Genomic DNA, 20,832 nt, shown 5'->3' with positions numbered 1-20,832 from the left:
AATTTGGAAGGGGCAAAGATAGCTAAAATGAGGGATAAATGATGACAGGATGGCAGGGGTGACCGAAAGGAGTGTGTTAAAAAGCGTCTTATCCTTGCCAGGAAGCCGTATAATTGAAGGGCAGGGGGCCCCGGGAGGTTTTGTGGGAACGGTTCCAGGCCCGTTTGTACCGGAAAACTGCTATTTTAAACCTAATCCTTTAGATAATTTTTGCGAAAAGTTAACTTTACCCTTACATGACCCTTCTATACCGTTGCTTTTTATTGATATTTTTCATCCTATTGACGTTTTCCTTGCATGCGCAGGAAAATGCCGCTGCCGCGCCTGGCATACTTACGGGTAATGTGCTCGACGAAAAACAAAAAGCAGTAGGGGATGCTACGGTGGAACTTCAATTCCTGGCGGATACGCTCACAAAAAAGACGACGATCACTGATAAGGACGGCAATTTTTCGCTCTTACAGATTGCTTTTGGCTGGTACCGGCTAAAAGTTACGTATGTGGGCCTGCAGCCACTGGTCATTGACAGTCTTCATTTCCGGATGGAGCGGTTCGACTTTAACATGAATGACCTGGTGATGAAGCGGGGTGGTAATGACCAGTTGCAGGAAATTGTAGTATATGCGGAGAAGCCATTGATCCAAAGTAAGGATGGGAATATCACGTTCAATGCAGGTGAATCGGCTTTGAGTGCGGGTGCTACGGCCAGTGAATTGTTGAAAAGTGTACCGTTGGTTGCCAATGATCCGGATGGGAAAGTGGTGGTGCGTGGAAAAGAGCCCAAAATACTGATTGACGACAAGCCGGTAGAACTGAATGCGCAGCAATTGCAGGACTTTCTGGAATCGATGCCGGGTAGTATGATAGAACGTATTGAAGTGATGACGAACCCGCCGCCGCAATATGCCAATGAGCAGGGAGGGGTGATCAATATTATCACCCGTAAGGGTAAAGTAGGGGCCGGGGCCCGTGTAACGGTTACGGCTGGCACAAATGGAGAAAGGAATATCAGCGGAAACCTTAATTACCGTAAGAAAGGGTTGGCCATTAACCTGAATTTGAATGCGGGCGACAACCGGGTGAATGGTTCTGGCTACTCGAAGCGGGAGAATATTTACAAAGACTCCTCTAATTATTTTAATACGACCAATAGTTACCGTAATCGCAATACGCGGCCGGGGGCCAGGTTAAGTATTGATTATGATATTGACCCGCGTAATATTGTGAATGTATTGTTGTTGTTTAACCACAATGATTTCAGGAACCGCAGCGAAAATGAGTATACCAACCTGAATCGTTTTGAAGACATCACGAAACTGAGTAACCGGTATGTTGAAACGGAAGGACAGAATGTGAATCCTGCTATGAACCTGACGTATACGCACCGGGGTAAAAAGCCTGGTGAAACGCTTCGGATGATTGCCGGGGCCAATTATTCGTATAACCAGAATGACCGCACTTTTTTCCAGCAGTTCCTGAAGCCCGACCGTACGGCTACGGGAATAGATTCAACGCAGCAGCAATTGAATGATAGTTGGAACCATGGCTATAGCTTACGGATCAATTACGATAAGCTGCTGGATAATAAGCGTACATCTTTTTCGACGGGGGTAGCTACAGTGGCCGATGCCAGTCATGTGGTGCTGAATACTCAGTATTTGAAGAAGCCAGACAATGAGTATGTGAACAGTCCCTTGCTGAGCAATGATTTTGGTTTTAAGCAATCGGTACACAGTGCGCGTTTTTCGATGAAGCAGGTGATCACGGAACTGATGAGTGTTACGGCGGGTGTTACAGCCGAAATAACGGATATCCAGTTTGACCTGAAGGACAAGTCGCAGGTGAACAATGATTATAGAACCTGGCTGCCTTTTGCCAATTTCAATAAACGCTGGGAGGAGGTATTGAACCTGAGTGTGGCGTACCGGAAAACTATCCGCCGGCCAGGAATCGGGCAGTTGAATCCCAGTATTGATTATGGAGACCCAAACAATATCCGTTATGGTAATCCTGAATTAGCGCCTTCTACTGCACATAATTTTGACCTGGTACTGGGTAGGAATGGCAATAACTATTATACGAACCTGGGCTTTGGTTATAATATTGTGCAAAGCATTTTTAGTCAGATCAGGAACCTGCAGCCGGATGGAAAAACAGAAACGACCTGGCAGAATATAGACGATCGCCATGAATATGAAGTAAGTACCTGGAGTGGGTATACGGTATCGCGTCAATTCCGGATGAACTTCAGTGCCAGTTATACTTACAATAAGTATAGCCTGTATGATAAAACAAAGAATAAGTACCAGGATGGCGGCACTTTCACAACGAGCTTCAATACCAATTATTCGCCCAGGGATGTGTGGAATTTCAATGGCAATTTTACGCTCAACCGCTTTGCCAATCCACAGGGTACGGTACGCAGCAATGTGCGGATGAACCTGGCATTGCAACGCAAATTGTTCAATAAGCGACTGGTGCTGACGCTGAATGCAATTGATCCTATTTTCCAACAGAAGTATACGAGTTATACTTTTGGTCCCAATTATAACCTCGAATCTTTCAGCAATGCGCGCACGCGTAGTTACCGCCTCACGGTAAGTTATGCTTTTACCAACCTGGTGGGAGGGAAGAAAAAGCCACTGCCAGTTAAACAAGGGGCTAATAAAGCAATCCCTGGTAAACAACCAACTTCTGTTCAGCAAAAACCTGCACCAGTAAAGCAACCCATCGGGAAGAAATTGTGAGAGATTGGTGAATCGGCCACCAACGTGCTTGCTTCTCTGGCAACTTATCAACCTGTCAACCTGCAACCCCATATTCCGGCGGTAAAATATCGTTAAATCGTTTTCTTTCGCTTGTATCCCTGAGTCAGGGAGAATATTTTTATAACATGAAGCATTTTCTGTTATCGGCAGTGGTCACGCTGGCAGCGGTGGGCACTGGATCAGCACAGCAAATCTGTTACAAAAACCTGGTACTGGAAGGTGGTGGTGTAAGAGGCTTTGCGTATGCGGGTGCTTTCCAGGTATTAGACAGTATACACATCCTGTCGGATATAGAAAGGGTGGGGGCACTTCGGCAGGAGCCATTCAGGCTACGCTACTGGCTGTAGGTTATACACCGCAGGAGATATTGGAGCTGACGGCTTATCTAAAGCCGCAGGAATTTAATGATGGGGCCTGGTTTATTGGTACAGGCATACGGCGACTGAAGCGGGAATTTGGTTATTACAAAGGAGAAAAAATAGCACAGTGGATAGAAGCACAGATTGCGCGTAAAACAGGGGATGGCAATATCACCTTTTCCCAACTGCACCTGCAGCGAACAATAAAAGGGTACAAAGACTTGTATATAACAGGAACGGATCTTACCTATCAAAGTTTGCGCATATTCTCCTATGAACGGTATCCGGATATGCGCATCAAAGATGCAGTACGTATATCGCTGTCGATACCGCTGTACTACAAACCGGTATTGATTGATGATAAAGGAAAAGTATATGATAAGCCGGTGGTGGGCATGCGGCTGCACATGATGGTAGATGGAGGTGCACTTAGTAATTATCCATTGTTTATGTTCGACTCGTCGAAGTATATAGCAGGAGTGGTACTGCCACGCAATGTGGTGATGGAAAACCCGGAGACGTTGGGGCTGATGATGGAAATGCCGGAACAGATTGAGTACAATAAAAAGCAGCAGGGTAAGTACCCTATTCCTATCAGGAGTATTAAAGATTATTTCAAAGCAGTATATGTAACGCTGATTGATAAGGCCAATCCGGAGGCGGAGGGGAATAGTCAATGGCGGCGAACGATCACCATCAGTACGTTGAACCATTCGGGCAGGGTGCGTAAGCTGCCTAAAAAAGTAGTAGAAGAATTACTGGAAAGTGGGCGGGAAGGGACGCGGCGTTTCTTCCAGGAAACGGCAAGCAATAATGCTACTGCGAATAGAATGCCCGGCACCCCACTTTGATCTGTTGTATTCGCAAGAGCTATCGCTCACCTCAATACATAGGCTGTTTAATAATTGCTAAGGGTATAAAACTGGCAACTTGTGCTTAATGTGATTTCTTATCCTGCAAGGTCTTGATCTGCTGCTTTAACTTCCCGACTTCGGTGTTGCGTTCCCTTAATTTCGTTTCTAATAGTTCGTTGTATTGAACCAATGAATCGAGGCGAATAATCGCTACATCTACCATACGCTCCAATTCTCTTTGGAAGAATCCAGGGCTATATAGTTTTTCGTAATTCCTTGCAATCCTGATCTGGTGGGTAACTGGTTGTAATGGATACAGGCTCTAATGGGGCTACTGGTGTTAAATTGGTTTGAATGATGTATGGATTATTATCCTGACAAGAACAGCAGCCAAGGGTGATGGCTGCTATTAGTAATGTACTTTTTATCATACGATATTATGAGGGTGTTCTAAAAGTATAAGTATCGTCGATTTCCTGGTAAATATAAAGATGGTTTTAAGGTATGGTACAGATCTCTGAAAAGCGTAGGAACCTATCTCCTGTAGGACCACCGCACCAGGGCCAGCCGAAATAATAGGTAAGTGTGTCGGCATTTAATTGTTGTACGGCCAATTTGTGTAAGGATGTTGGGTTGGCGGTATTGTACAATGCAATGGTGTCCTTGGTTAGTGTGTACCTATTGAACAGGGGGTTGCGGCTGTCTTTATAAAGACCTTTGGGTCCAAAAAATACATAGTTCAGTTTCTCGGGTTTTCGCCAGGTACCACTGCCATCGCCGGGATCGGATCTGATGTCGGAAAGTACCCAGGTGCCAACAATCCCTTCGTATTTTGCGGTGGAGGGATCATCTTTGTGGTCTTTACTGCATGCCATGAAGACCATGATGAGGCAGAGGCTGAAAAGCGTCGTTCGCATAAAAGGTTGTTTTGTATATTGAGCCTGGTATAAGTATATCCGTTGCACGGGCCCCTAAAATAACCTGGAGGAGGTAATGGGAACATACTATTATATTCTATATCTTTATCAGCACCAGCGGAAATAGCTCATCTGGTAGAGCGACAGCTTCCCAAGCTGTAGGTGGCCGGTTCGAGCCCGGTTTTCCGCTCCAGAATAACCGGCAATCGCCGGTTATTTTATTTGTAACAGGCGTCGGTTCCTTTCGACAGGCGAGATAACCTATCCCCAGTTCATCGGAAATTTTAACAATTGGTCGGATAGCGGTTTGTATTGAAACGGGCCTGGTTATTTTTGCTGCTGGTTCACGCAAAGCAATACAATATCCTTCCTATGGCTATCTGATTAGAATCCCTTGCCTATTGAATTTGCGTTGAACCTGTACACCAACCTCAACAAGAGAGGCTGTCTGGCAGCTTTTCATCCAATTATCTTAAGCATTTACTGATTGTAATGCAGGAATATCATATTGACGATGAGAGTAGTGGTCAAATTTATTATAAAGTAATACCTACGCACCTCATCGTGATCTGGGACAGGGTAGGGATTTATTGGGATAATGATGGACGGGTAAATACCTTCCAGGTGGTGATTGGTGTGCCAGGCGACCCATTGCTGGGAACCAATAACGTGTTGTTTAATTATGGTGATATGCAGTGGGCCGTTGAACCGGAATGGACAGGTGGATAAGGTGGTGTTGATCACGGCCAATGGAAGAGGAGGGGAAAGTAATGGTAAAGACAAGGGTAAAGGCATGATAGGAGAGGAAATGGGATCAAGGGATGGTGAATTGGCAGTGATGGTATCGCCGGTACCTAGTTATTACGATTTTACGGTTCACCTGCAACAGGGACATCCTAATGAGGCGGTGCGGATGCGTGTATTTGACCAGGCTGGCCGCATGATAGAAGGCCGGGAAGGGCTAAGGATTGGCGCCCGGATCACGCTGGGTAGTGGATATGGAAAAGGGTTTTACCTGTTGGAGGTGGTGCAGGGAAGTAATAGGAAAACGGTGAAGTTGGTGAAGTTGTAAGGGGACTTGAATGGTTTGCTTTGATGGTTTTGAGATAATGAAACGAGGTGACTTCGGAAGGAGTCACCTCGTTTATTTTTTAAGGTTATTGTGGTAGGGGTGCCAATTTTCGTTCGTTAAGTTGAGGAAAAGTGTCACCGCTCCCGAATAAAAAAAGAACCCATCCATACTGACAGGCTCTTTTATTGGTATCCCGGCTGCATCCGGGATAGCATAGGTGTTCTTTTTCTGCAGGATCTATTGTCTTATCTGATCGTTACCAAAGCATTTTTGCCCTGGTAGTAATCAAGGATCTTGGTACGCAACACATAATCATACCGGGCAATGATGAGGTTGATATTGGCGCGGTCGAGGTTATTTTTTGCAATGAGGTAATCTACCGAAGTGGAAGCGCCTTCAAGGAACCGAACTTCTGCAGCCCGGAAGGTTTCGGTATAGGCGCTCACCTGGTCTACAAGCACTTTGTATTTATTCAGTGAGGCATCCATATTGAAATGGTCTCTTTCAATATTTTGTCTCAATTGTATGTGGGCGGTTTGTGCTGCAAATTCTGCTTCTTTCAGGTTGATCTTATCCAATGCGAGTTGGTTTCTGACGCGCCAGTTGTTGAGAATGCCAATATTTATACCGATACCGGCATTGAGGCGGTAGTTGTTTTTCAACTGGTCGTAGTATTTGATCTTCTTATCGTTTCCATCCAGGGCGAGGCTGGAGAAATTGGTATTGACGCCTGCACCAAAGCCAATGGAGGGAGCGAGCCTTCCACGGGTAGAGGCCACGGTTTTCTCGGCGCTTTTTTTCCGTAGATCCACACCCTTGATGATGGCGAGTTGTTCAAGGGCTATTTTGAAGATATCTTCTGTAGAGGCTGCATAATCCAAACCGAATTGGGCAGCATCCAACTTCTGTACCTGCAGGTCTTCCCGGTAGGGCAGGTTCATTAGTTGGGCAAGGCTGAGCCTGGCGGCATTGAGGTTATTGCGTATGTTAGTAATGGTAAGCTGGTTGTCGGCATACTGGCCTTTGAGGTCGTAGAGGTCGGCAGGCTTTATCGCTCCTTCCTTGTTCATGATATCAAGACGTTCTACCTGTTTGCTGCTTACCGCCAGCTGTTTCCGAGCCTGGTCCAACAGGTCCTCGTTGGTCAGTATCTGGAGGTAGGCGAGTATGACATCCAGCATCAGTTTGTCTTTCTGCTGTTGCATCTCCATACGGCTGGCCTCATAGGCATATTGTGTACTTTTCAGGTTGTTGAGCAAGCGCCATCCATTAAACAGCGTTACATCTGTATTGGCGTTATAAGTAGCAGAAGAATAGGTTTGCTCTACATAGGCGTTGGTATAAGGGTTAATACTGCGGCCTGTATTGAGGTTGTGGTCTATATTCCCATTCAGGGTGGGGATTAAGTTATCCCTTCCCTGTTTGGCATTCACGCGTTCGCGTTGTGACTGGAAGTCTCTGGTCTTTACGTCTACATTATTGGCAATAGCCGTTTCAACACACTGTTGCAGTGTCAGGGGCGTATTTTGTGCCATACTGTTCAGCGACATAGATACTACCGCATAACAGATCATCAAGGCTTTACCGGGTTTCATTCTATTCTCTTTTAATTGATTTTATTGGTTTAGGCGTTATCGATCCTTCCGTCGAGCAGGTTGATGATATGTGATCCATAGCCTGCATTTTTTCGGAGTGGGTAACCTGGATAATGGTGACGCCTTCTTTGTTCAGTTGTTTGAAAAGGTCCATAATATCCTCCCCTTGTTTTGAGTTGAGGTTGCCGGTAGGCTCATCGGCCAGGAGTAGCTGTGGTTTGGCAATGAGGGCCCGTGCAATACCTACCAATTGTTGCTGGCCGCCGGAAAGCTGGGTAGGGAAGAGGTCTTTTTTCCTACGATCTGGAAGCGGTCGAGTATATCGGCTACCATGGCTTTACGTTCGGACGCTTTGACATCCTGGTAGATAAGCGGGGTTTCAATATTCTCGTATACGGTGAGCTCATCAATGAGGTGATAAGCCTGGAATACAAAGCCGATATGTCTTTTGTATAATTGTGAGCGTTGTTTTTCTTTCATGCTGTGCACAGCCTCGCCATTAAAATAGTATTCGCCTTCATTGGCATCATCCAACATGCCGATGATGTGGAGGAGGGTGGATTTACCCGATCCGGAAGGGCCCATGATGGACAGGAATTCGCCTGCATTCACGGTGAGGTTAACATCTTTTAAGAGAAAGGTTGGCTTTCCGCCTACATTAACCCATTTGGAGATATGCTTTAACTCTAACATGTGGTCTATTGTTTTTGTTTACTATTTGTTTTTTGAGAACCAGCTTTGAGCTGTGAGCTTCGAGCTGCGAGCCATTAGTTCTGTTCTTATCTTTCTGTCTTTAGCCCGTAGCTCATGGCTCGCGGCTCGTAGCTTGTATTCTTACTCACTTCTCAAGCTATTCACCGGATTGGCTGCGGCTACCCGGTAAATTTGTGTAATAATAGACATTAATGCGATCAATAGCATACTGCCGAAACTGATGAATAAAATATCTATACCTATTGATATGCGGTTTGCGAATATGTTTAAAAGAAGAAACCCAACAGGTACCCAATGGGCAGGGCAATGGCGCCTGCGATGAGTAACAGTTTCAGGAAGCTTCTGCTTAGTAAGGTCATGATGATGGCAATGCTGGCGCCCATTACTTTGCGGATACCGATCTCTTTGCGGCGGGTTTCGGTACTATAGATCACCATGCCCAGCAGGCCCAGGGAAGCAATGGTGATGGTAATAAGGGTAAGAAAACCCAGCATACCTACGGTACCGGTTGCTTTGTTGCGGTTGATCCAATCTTCGTTTAACCATTTACCTTCAAAGGGTTGGTTGGGGTATTGTTTTTCCAGGTGCTTTCCACTGTTTTCAAGAAGCTGAAGGGTAAACCATTGGCTGTATTGACCACCAGGTAATGGAAGGCAGTGGGTTTATTACGTATGACCAAGGGCATAAAGGGAATGGCCATACCGCGATGGGATACATTTTTCATTACGCCGGCTATTTGTACCTGTACGCTATCGTCGATCCAGATGGCTTTGCCAATGGCTTCCTGGGGTGAATTGATGTGCAATCGTTGCAAGGCCATTTCGTTCAACACTACATGAGTTTCAGTGCGCACGCTATCGGCCTGAAGCGGAAAGGCAGTGCCTGCCAGCAAGGTCAGCTTCAGTGTTTTGAATATGGCGGCATCGGCATAATAATAATCCATGCCAATGGCGGTAGCGCCGGGTTGGGGCCTTATGCTGGCGTAGCCAGTAGCGTCTTTGCCCGGAATGGTAGAGATGGAGGCTACCTGGGATACACCGTTGAGCTGTTCGAGCTCATGTTTAAATACGGGCTGGCTGGTGGCCGCCAGGGGAATGGTAATAATATGATCCCGCTTGAATCCCGGATCGGCATTGGCCATATAATCGAACTGGCGGAAAAAGGTCAGGGTGAATACAGTGGCAACGAGGGAAAGGGTAAACTGACCCACGATGAGGGTTTTCCTGAAATTATTGCCCAGGAATAATTTTACAGTAGCCAGGTTTTTCAATACTTCCACGGGTTTGAAAGATGACAAAGCCCAGGCGGGTAAAACGCCTGCCAATAAACCGGCAAAAAGGCTGAAGAGAATAAACCAGGTGCAGGTACTGGCATCAAGTGAAAGGTCAATACCGCCTGTGATCTCCTGGGCAAAAGGCTGACCTGTGATCAGTCGCAGCAGCAGGTAGGCCAATACCAGGGCCAGGCAGGAAGTGAGTAGGGATTCAATTATGAACTGGGTAAATACCTGGCCGCGTACGGCGCCGGATACTTTGCGGATACCCACTTCTTTACCTCTTTTGAGGGAACGGGCTACTGATAGGTTGGTATAGTTGAAACAGGCCGATAAAAGGATGATGAAAGCTATGACCACTTCGGCCAGCATTTTACCCCGGGAGCCGGTATTGCCCAGTGGGGAGTTCATCTCTTCGCTCAGGATGATCTTATTCAATGGCTGCAGGGCAAAGGAGAAGTTCTCTTTCCCTTCCAGCTTGCTTTGTTTCATCAGGCCATTGGAAATGGTTTGTACGGCCTGCGTCAGTTGTTGTTGCTTTACCTGAGGTTTTAGCAGCAGGTAGGTATAAGCACCGGTAAAATTGTTCCATTGTTGCAGGTTGGCGGACAGTTTGCCTGTTTTTTCGAGCAGTGGCATGGAGCTCATAGAGAGGAGGGCATCCTGTTCAACATGCGATTTGCCGGCCGGTGTATTCATGATACCGGTTACGTGGAAATCACCCAGCCCGGTAAACGACAGTACCTGACCCATAGCATTGGCATTGCCAAAGAATTTTTCTGCTACTTCTTTGCTCAATACAATGCTGTTAGGAGCGGCTAAAGCAGTTTGTGGGTTGCCAGCCTGCAGGGTATATCCAAAGATGTTGAAGAAATTGGAGTCGACAAATGCCTGGCTCAACCGCAATTCTTTTACGCCATTGGTAGCACTGGCATTATGGGGGTAGATGCGGGTAAAGGATTCTATGAGGTTGAAATCGGTCGAGAGTTTATCGGCCAGGGGTAAGGGGGTACTGGCAAAAGTGTGGGCATTGCCTTCTTTGCTGGTGATATGGGTAATAATACGCCAGGTGCGGTTGGGCTGGGGATGGAATTTGTCGTAGCTCAACTGGTCTTTGAGGTGGATGATCACCAGGAGGCATACGGCCATACTCAATCCCAAACCGAATATATTGATGAAGGAAAATGTTTTATTCCTCATCAGGTTTCGGATCGCTATTTTGAGATAATTACGTATCAAGTTGGTTTATTTTTTTAGTCCTTTAAGCTTCGAGCCGTTTGCCTGGAAAGGATTTGTTTTCTATAACTCGTAGCTCGCAGCTCAAAGCTTGCGGCTTGTTTTTCTTTATTCTGTTCTTAAGGCCTTTACCGGGTTGGCCAGGGCTGCCCGGACGGTTTGAATGCTTACGGTCAACAACGCAATGAGCAGCATCATTCCCCGCCTGCGGCAAATATCCACCAGGAGATGGAAGTGCGGTAAGCAAAGTTTTGCAACCAGGTATTGGCGGCCCAGCCAGCCAGGGGGCGGTGATCACAAACGCCAGGATAACCAGGACTACAAAATCTTTTGACAGCAGGGAAATGATCTGGGTTACAGATGCGCCCAATACTTTGTGTACCCCGATCTCTTTTACCCGCTGGTGGGTGGTATAAATAACCAGTCCCAATAAACCCAGACAGCTGATGGCTACTGCCAATGCACTGGCCCAGGTAAGCAGGCCTGCCATGGATTGTTCGGTTTTATAAAAGGCAGCAATCTGTTCATCAAAGAAGGCATAATCGAAAGTTCTTTCGGGATATACTTCTTTCAATGACTGGTCTATTTTAGCCAGTGCCTGCTTCCAGTTATTGCCGCCAGCCTGTAAGGGTGGCAGCAGGATATGGAAGGTATTGGATTCTTTGGTTTTTGTGAAGAACGCCAGGGGTTTGATAGCCTGGTGCAGGGACTGGATATGAAAATCGGCTACTACTCCAACGATGGGCAGTTGTGTTTTATCGTGTCCTCTGCTAATGAACTTACCGACGATATCAGCAGGCCGGGCATAACCCATGGCACGGGCATAGGCTTCATTAACGATGTATTCTTTGGCCAGGGTATCGCTGGGCTGCAGCATATTGCCGGCCACCAGTTTGAGCTGGTAGAGGTTGAAATAATCGGCATCGGCCTGGCGGATCTCGGTTTGGCTTTCGATGGTTTTTTTGCCATCATCGAATGTAAGACTGGTGGAGGTGAAGCCTTTTGATGCAGGGGCCATGCCGCTGAGGCTCACCATTTTTATTTCGGGAATGGCTTTAAATTTCTCCAACAATACTTGTTTCTTCGAGGCACTTAGTTCGCGCCAGGGGATGGTAAAATTAATGATGGCATCCTTGCGGTAACCCAGGTCTTTATTGATGGAATAATGGATCTGTTTGGATACCATGAGGGTGCCGATGATCAAGAACTGGGCGATGATGAATTGAGAAACGGTCAGGGTTTTGCGCAGCCAGGCGGTCCTTGTTTTACCACTACCGGCAACGGCCTGGTTTTTCAGCACCTGTACGGGTTTAAAGCGCGACAGGACCAGGGAAGGGTAGAAGCCGGATACCAGGCCTATCACCACTACCAGCAGGCCGATGAAAGCCAGGAGGCCGGGTTGTAATAGCTGTTTGAAAGCAACCCCTTCGGGCAGATAATTGGAAAATAGTTTGAGTAAATAGGGCACCAGGGCAATGGACAATAGGGTAGCTATGATGGTAAGGGCAAAGGTTTCGCTGAGGAACTGGGACATTAGCTGCCAGCGGGTGCCGCCCATGGTTTTGCGGATGCCAGTTTCTTTGGCTCTTTGTGCGGCCTGGGCCGTGGTGAGGTTGATGAAGTTGATACAACCCAACAGCAGGAGAAACCCGGCTACGAGCAACAAACCATTGAGGGTAGGCTTATGGGCTTTGCGCTGTCCATAGTTTTCGTAAACGGTGCTGAAATGGAGGTCACCCAGTGGCTGCAATAAGTTGGTAGCCTTAAAGCCGCTCATTTGGGGTGAGTTTTTTACTACCAGAGCGGTAGCCTGCGCAGCTACCTGTTGGGGCGAGGCGCCTTTTTTGAGTTTAACAAAGAACTGTGAAGAGGCGTTGTAATTGTTCCAGGTATTGTACCAAAGGGCTTCTTCCATTTTTGGCCGGAATGGTGGCCAGGGAAATGAATTCTTTAAAGTTTAGGTCTGTACGTTCCGTGATGTCTTTCACAATACCGGCTACAGTTACTTCCATGCTGTCGTCGTAGGTAATGCGTCGTCCAATGGCCTGTGCAGGATCGGTCAGGGAAAAGTATTCTTTGGCGCGGCTCTCGGTCAGCACACTGGAAAAGGGTTGTTGGAGTACATCGGGTGAGCCGGCGATCCAGGTATGGGTAAAGAGACTGAAATAATGTTGGTCGGTGAAGATGACGCCTTTGCGGGCTTTGAATACTTCTTGTTTTTGGTGGTTGTTTTTCAGGATGTCAGCTGTTGGATTATACATGGTATGAAAGGCTACAGCCGTTTCGATGCCGGGCAGGGTAGTGCGGGCTGCGGCTGGCAGGGGCGCGCATACGCCGCTGTTATCATAAGGAGTACCATTGTAATTGAGGGCGGTCACAACGCGGTAGATGCGATCGTAGTCCTGGTGGTGGCGGTCGAACCCGTTTTCATATTGTACGAGCAGGAAAATCACGAGGGATGCGCTGATGCCAATGGCCAGCCCCAACACATTGATGAAGGAGAAGGCTTTGTGTTTCCTGACATTGCGGAAGGCCAATATGAAATAATTCCTGATCATAAATGGTTTTGTTTTAATTAGTTTATAAGGAATAAACTAATAGGCTCCCGTAACGGCTGTATGTTGCATCAGGGTACTTTTTCATGGCTATACTTTCCCTGGCCATTTGGGAGCCTGCGGGTAGTATGGCAAACACATGCCAGAACGTAGTTGAATGATTTGCAATTTGTTAGACGGTGTTCGTGATAAGAAGTAGTCCGTTTCCGATACAAAAACTGTCCGGTTTTGATACATTGGAAAGGCGAGTGGCGCCGGGAGCCAGTGGGGCGAGTGGTGAGTGGTCCGGTAAATGCCGGGAATGAGGAGGGCCAGTGGGGAGTTGGCATAGGGGACTGCCTGGCTGGGTTACAGGCAGGTGTTGGGAGGCGGGGTAGTTGTAACTCTACCCGGAAACTGGTTGCATGTCGGGTGAGGTGGTGGAAAGGGGGATTTTTTCATTCATAAGATGGTTACCTTTAAAACCCCGTTCATGACCACTTCATCCTTATTTACACACCAATAAAACTGTTTAGTATGGCAACAATGAATCCTTACTTAAATTTTGATGGTACTGCCGAAGCGGCTTTTACTTTTATAAGTCGGTATTTGGCGGTGAATTTCTGACTATTGCTAAAATGACAGACGCGCCAGGTACGGAAAACCTGCCGGACAATGAGAAGAACCGGGTGATGCATATTTCGCTGCCGATTGGAAATAATACGATGCTGCTGGCATCGGATATTGTGCCTTCGATGGGGCATAAACTGGTAGAAGGAAACAATGTGCATATCTGTTTAAGTCCTGCAAGCCGGGAAGAAGCAGAGCGTTTGTTTAATGGATTGAGTGCTGGCGGTGTAGTGGAAATGCCTTTGGCGGATATGTTCTGGGAGCTTATTATGGCAATTTTAAGGACAAGTTTGGCATTCAATGGATGGTGAACTATGATGCAAGGGAGCATAAGTGAGTTGGAAGTCGGGAAAGTCGGGAAGACGGGAAGACGGGAAAGTCGGGAAGTCGGGAAGACCGGAAGACCGGAAGACCGGAAGACCGGAAGACCGGAAGACGGGAAGACGGGAAGACGGGAAGTCCGGAAGTCGGAAAGACCGGAAGACGGAAAGTCTGGAAGACCGGAAAGTCCGGAAGTTGACAGGTTTAAAAGTTGATCCGTTAAAAGGTTGGCCAGGTGAATAGCCAATAAGGTCTTACTTCAATAGAAAGAGGGTGTCTTTTAAAAGGCATCCTCTTTTTTGTTTGAAAAATGATTGGTCCGGGAGATGGATGGTAGACGCACTGGACGGGCTATGGAAAGAACACGCCCAGTTTGTAATTGCGCAGGCGGGTTTTTAGCCAGCTTTCCATTTTGATCTTATCGGCGGGTAGTTTTTACGGGTAAAATAAAGGGCCACCCATTGACCTGGGAGGGCGCTGTTGTCTTTTACGGCATTACCCGACCCAATGAGAAGGCTATCAATATCGGGGTATTGTATTTTCAATTCATCAAAAAGCTGCCTGCCCTGTGCGTTGAATTGCTGAATGGTATCGAACTGGGTGCGCAAGGTTTGTAATTCGGCTTCCTTTGCTTTTAAGATGGAGTTTACCTGGTTCAGTTGTTCGTTGTGTTCATTGTTGGTACCTGTTGCTGTGAGGTAAGCAAATCCCTGGTTGATCTCGAGGGTAGTATTGGTGAGTTCAAAGTTTTTCAATTTTCCCTTTAACTTGTCAATGTCTTCTTGCCGTATTTCGGCGCCGCCATAGGTTAATGCAATGGTTCTTTTTTGGGGGTCGATATTTTTTTGCAGGAGGTAATCATTGGGAAATTTGGCTTCGGCATCGATAAACTGTTGCGCCTTTTGAGGAATTTTTCTTGTTGAACAATTTCATATCCCAGGTAAATGCTGGGGATTAAGGTGAGGGTGACGATGAACCAAATAATTCTATTGGCTCTGGCATCAGCTTTGGGATCGGGCAGGTGTTTATAGGGGAACTTCAGGAACCTGACGGTTATAAAAGTAGCCAGGGCAATAAAAACGGTATTGATCAAAAAAGAGGTAGAAGGCGCCTGTAAAAAGGAAAGTTTCAAAGTGGCAAGGCCATAGCCGGCAGTACAAAGGGGCGGCATTAAAGCGGTAGCAATGGCTACCCCGGGAATTACATTGCCTTTTGTTTGCTGGAGGTGGCCAGGATGCCTGCGAGGCCGCCAAACAAGGCAATGAGCACATCATAAATATTGGGGGAGGTTCTTGCCAGGATCTCGGAATGGGCGTCATTGAGGGGGACAGCAGGAAGAAAAGGGTAGAAGTGGCGAGGGCTACTCCTGTAGCGATAGAATAGTTGTAGATGGCTTTACGGAGCAGGGAGAGGTCGTTGATACCTACGCCCAGGCCTATGCCCATGATGGGACCCATAAGGGGGAATGAGCATGGCGCCGATGATAACGGCTGTAGAATTTACATTGAGGCCGAGGGAAGCTATGAAAATGGCAAAGATCAATACCCATAAATTGGTGCCTTTGAATACTACGCCTTTGTCGATATTATCAATGACAATATCAGCATTTTCTTTCTCCTGTTGTAAACGGAATTTGTCCCAAAAAGAATTCGTCATGGGTAGATTGTTTTAGTGTGGATCGCGGATTGAATCGTTGATTACACAGATTTGGAAATGCAGATTTCAAGATCGAAATACAGATGCCGGCTATTGAGCATCCGCTATCAATGATTTGGGGGATGGGGGTGGGAATAAGGTTGGCATATTAAAGATATTGCATCCGCGTTTTCCGCCCAAAACAGTGTAGGCTGCGGTTAGATCTGCGTAATCTACATTTCAAGGGTAGTATGGGGGTGTTTGAGGGGTACTGTAACTATTGATCTTTCGTTCTACCTTGATCATACGATAGAAGAAATTGCAGCCTATATAAACAAGTACTGGAAAGCTTAATATAGCCCCGCATTGAATAGATTGTGTTAGCTTCATGGTGAATTTTTTCCCTATGGTAAAACAGGTCGCCAGATATTTCGTATATTGAATAAGGAGACAATACTTATGTTTTACCAATCTATGCTTAAAACTTCCATTTCGATCAAATGCGCCAGGTGGCTGGTTTTGCCAATCGAAAACAATACAAACCCGCATTCCGCCTGCATTTGAGTTCTCCTTCCTTACTATTGCTTTACGGTTCCTTTACTGTTGCCTTACTGCTCACCTGGACCTGACCAGGGAGAACCCAGGACCTACCCAAGGCTTAGCCCGGAATAAGGCAGGGGTGGAGACCTGAGGGGGCCTGACCATGACTTTACCAGGATAAATACCAAGTGGTGTCTTGTGCTGGAAGCAGGTTGCCGTTCATCAAGGGGTGTTCCAGGTATTGTCATGGGGTGTGCCTGGTGGTATACCAAAGTGATAGGCACCGGTTCTTCTATGATCGTAATTTCAGACCATCTAAAGATTTAACATTTTATTGCGACACTATACGACAGGGTGCGCCAGGTTGCGACAGGGGCCTTTTTGTTACCGCAATCCTTAGTTACCTGATCAGCGGGAATAAAACGGAGAAGGCTAAAGTATCGCTGAATAGCGCTGAACTGATACAACGCTTTAAAGATGTGAATGCCCTGCCCGAAGAAGAACAAGGCATCCTGATAAAAATTATCTCCGCTTACGTCAGAGACTACAAAGCCAAACAGGCCTATGCTTCCTGAATATGATAAAGCCACCAGTAAATAGGTGGCTTCAGTAGTTTCATACAGGCACAAGATGCTAACGCTCATGACCTACCCCTCAATCTTGCGCCAGTGAGGAGGGGCGTTCTTTTGTGCCTGTACCTGAAGCACCTGGAGGATAAGGAATGGATAGATCAGGGGGAGGATGCTGGGGAGCTGGCCGGAGCGTCCATAAAAGCAGCTTGGGGAGCAGGTCTCTATAAGGTCTCTAAAATGTCTCTGTAAGATCTATCCTCTATTTTATTTCGTAGATAGGTTTAAGTGGAGGGTGGCCCCACAGAAATCAATTATTGAAACCAAAAAGCTTAGGATATGGCAAAGAATATATCTGCTGTTTTTAAGTTCAAGGGAACGCTGGGGAATGTAACTTATGTGGACAGTCCAACATATGGTCCTCATACACGTATGGAACGTGGTACTTATACGCCTATTTCGCTTAACAAGACGATGAAGTTTTGCAAGGACAAGCTAATGACCTGCAATAAGCAAGCCAAAGGGATCTTTGATGCTTTAAAGGATGAGCAACGGGATGGCAGTTTGTGGTGGCGGTTGTTGTCTGTTTTTTCAAGCAGGCCAAAGCAGGTTTAAAGCCGCATGTGGGCATGCTATCGGGACTGGAATGTGATGCGAAACAACCCTTGGATAGGTTACTGGGAGTTTGTTACCAGGTAGGGGTTGAACGTGGGAGTAAAACACTGGAGATTACGATTGTACTTGATAAAGCCCCAAAGAAAAATGATGTGAAGAAAATGACGCATTACCAGTTGCAGGTGGTTGTGTTGTATCCTTCTTTTGCCAAGGGGGTGTGCGCAAGGAAATCGCTGCTGGTTCGATGACGCCCTTTTCAGAGGAGCCTGGAGCACTGAAGCTGGAAGTACCTGCGCCTTCGGCTACAGCCCCCTATGTAGTGTTGCTGGGGGTTACGGGAGGTACGTATGTAAAGCGGTTTTATGAGGTGGCTAGTTACCGTGTAATCGGCAACTACAACTACACAGTTTTCGGCAATCAGGAATACATAGAAATCGGCAACAACTGATACATAGTTTTCGGCAACAACGGTGCAGAGAAATCGGCAACAAAGAGTGCAGAGCTTTGTGGGTTAATCAATACCCCATTCATGGCGCTGACACCGTATTTATCGAAGCTTATGACGTATCACGAAGTACACAGATTATCGAGAGAAGGATTTTCCATCAGTTACATCAGCAATCACCTGGGTTTAAACTGGCGTACTGTAAAGCGCCTGTTGGTGGTAGAGGATGACCGTGATTACGAGGAGATACTGCAACGTGGGGTAGAAAAGGATTGTATATTGGATCGCTACGAAGTGTTTATAAAGTTGAAGCTGGAGCAGTATCCCGACACCTCATCGGCACAGATGCACGACTGGCTGAAAGAACATTACCCTGATCTGCCTTCCGTATCTGTGAGAACCGTATTTAATTACGTATCCCGTGTACGCCAGCGGTACCAGTTAGTGAAAACCGAAGGGGTACGGGTGTATGAGATGGTGCCGGAGACACCTTATGGAGCGCAGGCACAGGTCGACTTTGGGCAGTACAATATGCGTAACACACAGGGTGGTAGGGTTAAAGTATACTTTTTTACACTAGTGCTGTCAAGATCCCGGTATAAGTACGTCTTTTTCTCACAGGAACCCTTCACTGCCATCACCGCTATAGAAGCCCATGAGCATGCCTTTGCCTTTATAGAGGGACTGCCTGATACAGTGGTATACGATCAGGACAGGTTGTTCATTGTAGATGAGAATAAGGGAGATCTGATCCTTACTGAACAGTTCAGGGCCTATAGCAGCCAGCGTAAGTTCAAGCTGCACTTCTGCCGTAAATCCGATCCGGAAAGCAAGGGAAAGGTAGAGAACGTCGTAAAATACGTAAAACAGAACTTCCTGTATAATCGCTCCTTTAGCGATATAGATACCCTGAATGCAGAAGCACTGGCCTGGCTAAGCAGAACAGCCAATGAGTTACCCCATAGTACCACCCGCAAACAGCCCATACAGGAATGGATCATAGAAAAATCCCTGCTTCATCCTTATACGCCACTGGTACTGCAAGGGCCTAAAGGAACGCTTTATGCCGTTCGTAAAGACAACAGCTTCTCCTATAAAGGCAACTTCTACTCTTTACCTTCCAGCACCTATCAGGGACGCGGCAGCCAGGTGCTGCTGGCAAGGCAAGGCACCTGCATTGTTGTCTATAATTTAGAACACCAGGAACTCTGCCGCCATCTGATCAGCTCTGGCAGCGGAGAGAAAATTATTAACAATGATCATCGCCGTGACAAGAGTCCTGCTATACAGGAGCTGGAAGACCAGTTCTGCTCACTGGTCAGTGATGCTGAAGCTGCCGGCAGGTTCATCTCTGCCATCCGGCAGGATAAACCTCGTTACATACGCGACCAGTTACTGCTGCTGATACAGGTGGCGCAGCATTGCCAACCGGTTATTGCAGCGCAGGCATTAGCCTATTGTCTGAAGATTGGAGCAAAAGGAGCTGCCGACTTTAAATCAGTGGTGCTGCATCTGAACAACGAGCTGGAAGATCAGCAAGCCCCTGTAGTGTACCTCAATCCACTAAACCACAAAACACCCACAGAGGCACTAATACAGCCTGACACCAGCTCTATTAACGATTACGATATGTTTTAAACACACACAACAGCAATACATGGAACAAAAACAAATGATCAGGCAGTACTGCCAGCAGTTTAACATGACTGGCGTAAACAAGGTAATAGACGAACTTATTACCGATGCGGAAGCCAGGGCGCTGGGGTATATTGATTATACCCTGGGCTTCCTGACCACCGAAGCAGAGTACCGCAGGCAAAGAGACATCAAAAAGCGGCTAAAACTGGCCACCCTGCCCCGATACTGTGATCTGGCAGCTTATGACCCAGCCTTCACAAATGGCCTTAGTATTACCCGGCTACATCAATTACGGGAGCTACACTGGATGGATCAGATTTTTAATATCATCTTGATGGGGCCATCCGGTACAGGAAAAACATTCCTCTCGGCAGGACTATGCAATGAAGCGGTAAAGAAAGGCTATAAGGCTTACTTCCGCACTATGGACACACTTATCGGCACGCTTAAGATGAAGGAGATTACAGCCTCCGCAAAGGCTGAATACAAGCGTCTTTTAAACGCCCACCTGATTGTAATAGACGACATCATGCTGTTCCCCGTAGAAAAGAAAGAGGCGGTATTACTGTTCAATTTTATTAACCAGGTTTATGAAAAAACATCTTTCATTATTACCACCAATAAAAACCGGCGGAATGGGCACAGATGCTTAATGATGAGGTGCTGGCAACGGCACTACTGGATAGGCTACTATACCAATGCGAAGTGATTAACCTCACTGGAAAGAGCTACAGGCTTAAAAATCGCAAAACTATTTTTGAAGAACAGAACAACTAAATCTACTTTTGAGCTCTGCACTCTTGTTGCCATTTTTTGTGTACTCATTGTTGCCGAAATCTCTGCACTCGTGATTGCCAAAAACTCTGCACTTTGGGTTGCCGACTACATACCGGGGCTGAAGGTGGTAGAGACAAGTTGAATCGCGGATTATAGGGATTTGAGAGGGATTTCGCCGATTGAAATAGGATGGAGTGCAGTTTATCCAGGTAAAAAGTACACTTAGTACATTTCCTTTCCCGTGACAAGCAGGTCTTTCACAATACAGCGCGCTTGCGTTTTCTTGTAAAGGTATGATATGAGTACCCTACCCATAAAAATTTGCTTCATATGCCAATCA

At 46.6% G+C, this 20,832-nt stretch carries 24 protein-coding genes, 1 tRNA gene and 2 pseudogenes; 15 read left to right on the top strand and 12 right to left on the bottom strand.

Features of this window, described 5'->3' with window-relative positions; genetic code table 11:
* Positions 1–263 precede the first annotated feature (263 nt).
* The 3 genes from RS881_RS40305 to RS881_RS40295 all read left to right on the top strand — a co-directional run bounded on the left by RS881_RS40305 (position 264) and on the right by RS881_RS40295 (position 3,978).
* Positions 264–2,747, top strand: coding sequence for an outer membrane beta-barrel protein (locus RS881_RS40305; protein WP_315815947.1), 2,484 nt, complete (start codon positions 264–266; stop codon positions 2,745–2,747).
* A gap of 146 nt (positions 2,748–2,893) precedes the next feature.
* Complete coding sequence (locus RS881_RS40300; protein ID WP_315815946.1) at positions 2,894–3,115, top strand: hypothetical protein; 222 nt, start codon at positions 2,894–2,896, stop codon at positions 3,113–3,115.
* On the top strand, positions 3,031–3,978 hold the full coding sequence (locus RS881_RS40295) for a patatin-like phospholipase family protein (protein WP_315824759.1): 948 nt from the start codon (positions 3,031–3,033) through the stop codon (positions 3,976–3,978). The genes RS881_RS40300 and RS881_RS40295 overlap by 85 nt, the downstream gene beginning before the upstream one ends.
* An 85-nt stretch (positions 3,979–4,063) precedes the next feature.
* On the opposite strand, the gene RS881_RS40290 is transcribed toward RS881_RS40295, so the two are convergent.
* Both RS881_RS40290 and RS881_RS40285 read right to left on the bottom strand, forming a co-directional pair.
* The gene (locus RS881_RS40290; protein WP_315815945.1) at positions 4,064–4,204 is read right to left on the bottom strand and encodes a hypothetical protein; all 141 of its coding nucleotides are present in this window, start codon (positions 4,202–4,204) and stop codon (positions 4,064–4,066) included.
* A 274-nt stretch (positions 4,205–4,478) separates the two neighbouring features.
* Positions 4,479–4,898 carry a hypothetical protein gene (locus RS881_RS40285; protein WP_315815944.1) on the bottom strand — a complete coding sequence of 140 codons (420 nt, stop codon included), beginning with the start codon at positions 4,896–4,898 and terminating at the stop codon, positions 4,479–4,481.
* A gap of 117 nt (positions 4,899–5,015) precedes the next feature.
* Between RS881_RS40285 and RS881_RS40280 the strand changes: the two genes are divergently transcribed.
* From RS881_RS40280 to RS881_RS40270, 3 genes are all read left to right on the top strand, one after another.
* A tRNA-Gly gene (locus RS881_RS40280) sits at positions 5,016–5,091 on the top strand.
* Between the two features lie 299 nt (positions 5,092–5,390).
* A complete protein-coding gene (locus tag RS881_RS40275; protein ID WP_315815943.1) occupies positions 5,391–5,627 on the top strand; it encodes a nidogen-like domain-containing protein in 237 nt (78 codons plus the stop codon).
* Positions 5,581–5,970, top strand: coding sequence for a T9SS type A sorting domain-containing protein (locus RS881_RS40270; protein ID WP_315815942.1), 390 nt, complete (start codon positions 5,581–5,583; stop codon positions 5,968–5,970). The genes RS881_RS40275 and RS881_RS40270 overlap by 47 nt, the downstream gene beginning before the upstream one ends.
* Before the next feature lie 245 nt (positions 5,971–6,215).
* On the opposite strand, the gene RS881_RS40265 is transcribed toward RS881_RS40270, so the two are convergent.
* The 6 genes and pseudogenes from RS881_RS40265 to RS881_RS40240 form a co-directional block, all read right to left on the bottom strand.
* Positions 6,216–7,565, bottom strand: coding sequence for a TolC family protein (locus tag RS881_RS40265; RefSeq protein ID WP_315815941.1), 1,350 nt, complete (start codon positions 7,563–7,565; stop codon positions 6,216–6,218).
* A gap of 1 nt (position 7,566) precedes the next feature.
* Positions 7,567–8,150 (bottom strand): annotated as a pseudogene (locus RS881_RS40260) (ABC transporter ATP-binding protein).
* Positions 8,151–8,545: 395 nt separating this feature from the next.
* Positions 8,546–8,773: an ABC transporter permease gene (locus tag RS881_RS40255; RefSeq protein ID WP_315815940.1), complete on the bottom strand. Its 228-nt coding sequence runs from the start codon at positions 8,771–8,773 to the stop codon at positions 8,546–8,548.
* A gap of 44 nt (positions 8,774–8,817) precedes the next feature.
* Positions 8,818–10,791 (bottom strand): ABC transporter permease, encoded by a 1,974-nt coding sequence (locus RS881_RS40250; RefSeq protein ID WP_315815939.1) that lies wholly within the window; start codon positions 10,789–10,791, stop codon positions 8,818–8,820.
* A 22-nt stretch (positions 10,792–10,813) separates the two neighbouring features.
* Positions 10,814–12,703, bottom strand: coding sequence for an FtsX-like permease family protein (locus RS881_RS40245; RefSeq protein ID WP_315815938.1), 1,890 nt, complete (start codon positions 12,701–12,703; stop codon positions 10,814–10,816).
* Positions 12,639–13,346, bottom strand: coding sequence for an ABC transporter permease (locus RS881_RS40240; protein ID WP_315815937.1), 708 nt, complete (start codon positions 13,344–13,346; stop codon positions 12,639–12,641). The genes RS881_RS40245 and RS881_RS40240 overlap by 65 nt, the downstream gene beginning before the upstream one ends.
* 614 nt (positions 13,347–13,960) lie before the next feature.
* Here RS881_RS40240 and RS881_RS40235 point away from each other — a divergent pair.
* Positions 13,961–14,263 carry a VOC family protein gene (locus RS881_RS40235; protein ID WP_315815936.1) on the top strand — a complete coding sequence of 101 codons (303 nt, stop codon included), beginning with the start codon at positions 13,961–13,963 and terminating at the stop codon, positions 14,261–14,263.
* A gap of 405 nt (positions 14,264–14,668) precedes the next feature.
* Here RS881_RS40235 and RS881_RS40230 read toward each other — a convergent pair whose 3' ends face one another.
* The 4 genes and pseudogenes from RS881_RS40230 to RS881_RS40220 all read right to left on the bottom strand — a co-directional run bounded on the left by RS881_RS40230 (position 14,669) and on the right by RS881_RS40220 (position 15,929).
* Positions 14,669–15,028, bottom strand: a complete 360-nt coding sequence (locus RS881_RS40230; protein ID WP_315815935.1) for a hypothetical protein — start codon at positions 15,026–15,028, stop codon at positions 14,669–14,671.
* A gap of 53 nt (positions 15,029–15,081) precedes the next feature.
* Positions 15,082–15,444, bottom strand: a complete 363-nt coding sequence (locus tag RS881_RS40225; protein ID WP_315815934.1) for a DUF389 domain-containing protein — start codon at positions 15,442–15,444, stop codon at positions 15,082–15,084.
* 29 nt (positions 15,445–15,473) lie between these two features.
* Positions 15,474–15,718 (bottom strand): annotated as a pseudogene (locus RS881_RS60570) (DUF389 domain-containing protein).
* Complete coding sequence (locus RS881_RS40220; protein WP_315815933.1) at positions 15,669–15,929, bottom strand: DUF389 domain-containing protein; 261 nt, start codon at positions 15,927–15,929, stop codon at positions 15,669–15,671. Before RS881_RS40220 ends, RS881_RS60570 begins: the two are co-directional and overlap by 50 nt.
* Positions 15,930–16,408: 479 nt before the next feature.
* Between RS881_RS40220 and RS881_RS40215 the strand changes: the two genes are divergently transcribed.
* The 8 genes from RS881_RS40215 to RS881_RS60565 all read left to right on the top strand — a co-directional run bounded on the left by RS881_RS40215 (position 16,409) and on the right by RS881_RS60565 (position 20,492).
* A complete protein-coding gene (locus tag RS881_RS40215; RefSeq protein WP_315815932.1) occupies positions 16,409–16,537 on the top strand; it encodes a hypothetical protein in 129 nt (42 codons plus the stop codon).
* 99 nt (positions 16,538–16,636) lie between these two features.
* Positions 16,637–17,023, top strand: a complete 387-nt coding sequence (locus tag RS881_RS40210; RefSeq protein ID WP_315815931.1) for a hypothetical protein — start codon at positions 16,637–16,639, stop codon at positions 17,021–17,023.
* A 333-nt stretch (positions 17,024–17,356) separates the two neighbouring features.
* Entirely contained in the window at positions 17,357–17,632 is a 276-nt protein-coding gene (locus tag RS881_RS40205) for a hypothetical protein (RefSeq protein ID WP_315815930.1), read from the top strand.
* Positions 17,633–17,640: 8 nt separating this feature from the next.
* A complete protein-coding gene (locus RS881_RS40200; protein ID WP_315815929.1) occupies positions 17,641–17,880 on the top strand; it encodes a hypothetical protein in 240 nt (79 codons plus the stop codon).
* Positions 17,877–18,080, top strand: a complete 204-nt coding sequence (locus RS881_RS40195) for a hypothetical protein (RefSeq protein ID WP_315815928.1) — start codon at positions 17,877–17,879, stop codon at positions 18,078–18,080. The genes RS881_RS40200 and RS881_RS40195 overlap by 4 nt, the downstream gene beginning before the upstream one ends.
* Before the next feature lie 81 nt (positions 18,081–18,161).
* Positions 18,162–19,715, top strand: coding sequence for an IS21 family transposase (gene istA, locus RS881_RS40190; RefSeq protein ID WP_315814078.1), 1,554 nt, complete (start codon positions 18,162–18,164; stop codon positions 19,713–19,715).
* A gap of 19 nt (positions 19,716–19,734) precedes the next feature.
* Complete coding sequence (locus tag RS881_RS40185; protein WP_315814079.1) at positions 19,735–20,424, top strand: ATP-binding protein; 690 nt, start codon at positions 19,735–19,737, stop codon at positions 20,422–20,424.
* A complete protein-coding gene (locus RS881_RS60565; RefSeq protein ID WP_350339967.1) occupies positions 20,376–20,492 on the top strand; it encodes an ATP-binding protein in 117 nt (38 codons plus the stop codon). Before RS881_RS40185 ends, RS881_RS60565 begins: the two co-directional genes overlap by 49 nt.
* The last annotated feature ends 340 nt before the right edge of the window (positions 20,493–20,832 follow it).

This window comes from Paraflavitalea speifideaquila, from assembly GCF_032395985.1.
GTDB lineage: Bacteria > Bacteroidota > Bacteroidia > Chitinophagales > Chitinophagaceae > Paraflavitalea > Paraflavitalea speifideaquila.
The sequence above is the reverse complement of the archived record's forward strand: the minus strand, read 5'-3'. Positions and strand labels throughout refer to the sequence as shown.

What these genes read in the sequence shown, in the direction of transcription:
- RS881_RS40235 (WP_315815936.1), top strand. Translation starts at nt 13,961, where the DNA reads ATGACAGACGCGCCAGGTACGGAAAACCTGCCGGACAATGAGAAGAAC.
- RS881_RS40290 (WP_315815945.1), bottom strand. Translation starts at nt 4,204, where the DNA reads ATGGTAGATGTAGCGATTATTCGCCTCGATTCATTGGTTCAATACAAC.
- RS881_RS40270 (WP_315815942.1), top strand. Translation starts at nt 5,581, where the DNA reads ATGGTGATATGCAGTGGGCCGTTGAACCGGAATGGACAGGTGGATAAG.
- RS881_RS40205 (WP_315815930.1), top strand. Translation starts at nt 17,357, where the DNA reads ATGGCAAAGAATATATCTGCTGTTTTTAAGTTCAAGGGAACGCTGGGG.
- istA (WP_315814078.1), top strand. Translation starts at nt 18,162, where the DNA reads ATGGCGCTGACACCGTATTTATCGAAGCTTATGACGTATCACGAAGTA.
- RS881_RS40225 (WP_315815934.1), bottom strand. Translation starts at nt 15,444, where the DNA reads ATGCCGCCCCTTTGTACTGCCGGCTATGGCCTTGCCACTTTGAAACTT.
- RS881_RS40300 (WP_315815946.1), top strand. Translation starts at nt 2,894, where the DNA reads ATGAAGCATTTTCTGTTATCGGCAGTGGTCACGCTGGCAGCGGTGGGC.
- RS881_RS40220 (WP_315815933.1), bottom strand. Translation starts at nt 15,929, where the DNA reads ATGACGAATTCTTTTTGGGACAAATTCCGTTTACAACAGGAGAAAGAA.
- RS881_RS40275 (WP_315815943.1), top strand. Translation starts at nt 5,391, where the DNA reads ATGCAGGAATATCATATTGACGATGAGAGTAGTGGTCAAATTTATTAT.
- RS881_RS40265 (WP_315815941.1), bottom strand. Translation starts at nt 7,565, where the DNA reads ATGAAACCCGGTAAAGCCTTGATGATCTGTTATGCGGTAGTATCTATG.
- RS881_RS40215 (WP_315815932.1), top strand. Translation starts at nt 16,409, where the DNA reads ATGCGCCAGGTGGCTGGTTTTGCCAATCGAAAACAATACAAACCCGCA.
- RS881_RS40285 (WP_315815944.1), bottom strand. Translation starts at nt 4,898, where the DNA reads ATGCGAACGACGCTTTTCAGCCTCTGCCTCATCATGGTCTTCATGGCA.
- RS881_RS40245 (WP_315815938.1), bottom strand. Translation starts at nt 12,703, where the DNA reads ATGGAAGAAGCCCTTTGGTACAATACCTGGAACAATTACAACGCCTCT.
- RS881_RS40185 (WP_315814079.1), top strand. Translation starts at nt 19,735, where the DNA reads ATGGAACAAAAACAAATGATCAGGCAGTACTGCCAGCAGTTTAACATG.
- RS881_RS40240 (WP_315815937.1), bottom strand. Translation starts at nt 13,346, where the DNA reads ATGATCAGGAATTATTTCATATTGGCCTTCCGCAATGTCAGGAAACAC.
- RS881_RS40195 (WP_315815928.1), top strand. Translation starts at nt 17,877, where the DNA reads ATGACGCCCTTTTCAGAGGAGCCTGGAGCACTGAAGCTGGAAGTACCT.
- RS881_RS40255 (WP_315815940.1), bottom strand. Translation starts at nt 8,773, where the DNA reads ATGCTGGGTTTTCTTACCCTTATTACCATCACCATTGCTTCCCTGGGC.